Source organism: Mesorhizobium sp. M7D.F.Ca.US.004.01.2.1 (assembly GCF_003997785.1).
Classification (GTDB): domain Bacteria; phylum Pseudomonadota; class Alphaproteobacteria; order Rhizobiales; family Rhizobiaceae; genus Mesorhizobium; species Mesorhizobium loti.
Window position 1 is genome coordinate 1 of record NZ_RZRQ01000622.1, and the last position, 1,647, is coordinate 1,647.

Below are 1,647 nucleotides of genomic sequence, written 5' to 3' on the forward strand. Positions count from 1 at the left end.
ATCGAGCACCGTGGCCAGCGCCGGGCCGATCGCGCCCTCAGGTACCACGAAGCGCACGCGGGCAAGATCGGTCAGGCCGGCAAGCCGGGCAGGGCCGTCCGCTGCGGTGTCGACGCAGACGATTTCCTCAACGCCGTCGCTGGCGACGAGGTCGGCGATTGCCGCTCGGCCTTGCAGGCCGAGGCCGCCGAGTACCGCGATCTTCATGCCGGCTCCTTGCGGTCGTCCGACCAGCAGCCTTCCGGCAGGCTGACCCATTTGTTGCAGGACGCCATGACGACGAAGGTTTCGCTGCGCACCACTTCGCCCGGCTCGCCGGCGCCGGGGATCAGCTCGCTGGTGACGCGGTAGAGGTCGGCGACGTCACCGGCCACCGTCACGTCGACGATGATGTCGAAACGCCCGGTGACCACCGAGGCCGAATTGACGAAGGGCAGTTCGGAAATGCGCTGCGCCAGCTCGCGGGCCCGGCCGCGGCCCTGGGCATTGATGCCGACAATGGCCGAGATCAGCTCGGGCCGCTCGGTCAGGTTCAAGAGCCCGACGATCTTGAGCAGGTTGCGGTCGAGCAGATTGCGCAGCCGCGTGCGCACCGTCGGCACCGAAATCGCCAATATCTCGGCGATGCGGTTGATGCCCGGCTGTGCATCCTGCGACAGCTGCTTGACCAGCCGCCGATCGGTCAGATCGAGATGTTCCCGCAAAGTCCCCGTCTTTCATAAAAGGAAAAAACTTCGGCAATTTTTTTGCTAATGTGCAAATAAGATACGTCACGAATATTTGAAAAGCAAGGCAATGATTCAGCGCTTCTGAGGATGCCGGCGCCAGTCGGCTCAGCCTTGCGGTCACTGGTCCGGCTTAGACGAGTGCTGCCGCCAGCAGCTTCGCCTGTGGCGTCAACTCATCGAAGCGGCGTGCGCAGAGGTTGAGCTGGCGCGTCGCCCAGTCGTCGGTCAGCCGCAGGCTGCGCAGCGAGCGTGCCGAGCGGCGCGCCGCACTTTCCGGCACGATGGCGATGCCCGCACCTTGCGCGACCAGCCGGCAGACATTGTCGAGGCCAGGCACGCGGATGCGAACATGCAGATGGCCGCCAAGGCGGGCGGCCTGGCGGGTGATGTGCTCCTGCAGCGCGTGGCCGGTGCTCAGGCCAACGAAGGATTCGCCGAGAATTTCGCTGAGGCTGATGGTGCGCAGGCCGGCGAAGCGGGGCCAGTTCCGCGCGGCGATCACCACCAGCCGGTCGATGAAGAACGGTTTCTGCTCGAGATGCGACAGGCCGGCCCAGGTCGCGGCGATGCCGAGATCGGCCGCACCGCTGGCCACGGCTTGAGCGATCTCATGGCTGGGGCGCTCGTCGAGATCGATGTCGATCCGGGGGTGGGCGACCAAGAAGGCTGGCAGGATGTCGCGCAACAGCTCGCTGGTGGCGGCGGTGTTGGCCAGCAGCCGCACGCGGGCGCGTAGGCCATCGGCATAGGCGGCGAGGTCGCCGGCCATCGCCTCGATCTGGTTCTGCACGGCGCGCGCATGATGCAGCAGCGCCTGTCCGGCTGCCGTCGGCACCACGCCACGGCGGCGGCGCTCCAGCAGCGGTGCGCCGAGCCGGTCCTCCATGCCCTTGATGCGGGCGCTGGCCGAGGCCAGGGC

The 1,647-nt window shown here is 67.0% G+C and carries 2 protein-coding genes and 1 pseudogene; all 3 read right to left on the minus strand.

The genetic code is table 11. The annotated features are described in order from the left end of the window. Positions 1 to 207: pseudogene (locus EN993_RS35525) on the minus strand (saccharopine dehydrogenase family protein); the annotation flags it as partial. Next, positions 204 to 704 (minus strand): Lrp/AsnC family transcriptional regulator, encoded by a 501-nt coding sequence (locus tag EN993_RS35530; RefSeq protein ID WP_027035297.1) that lies wholly within the window; start codon positions 702 to 704, stop codon positions 204 to 206. The pseudogene EN993_RS35525 and the gene EN993_RS35530, both read right to left, overlap by 4 nt. Before the next feature lie 154 nt (positions 705 to 858). Continuing rightward, the coding region (locus tag EN993_RS35535; RefSeq protein ID WP_127266213.1) for a LysR substrate-binding domain-containing protein at positions 859 to 1,647 on the minus strand (789 nt) is incomplete at its 5' end.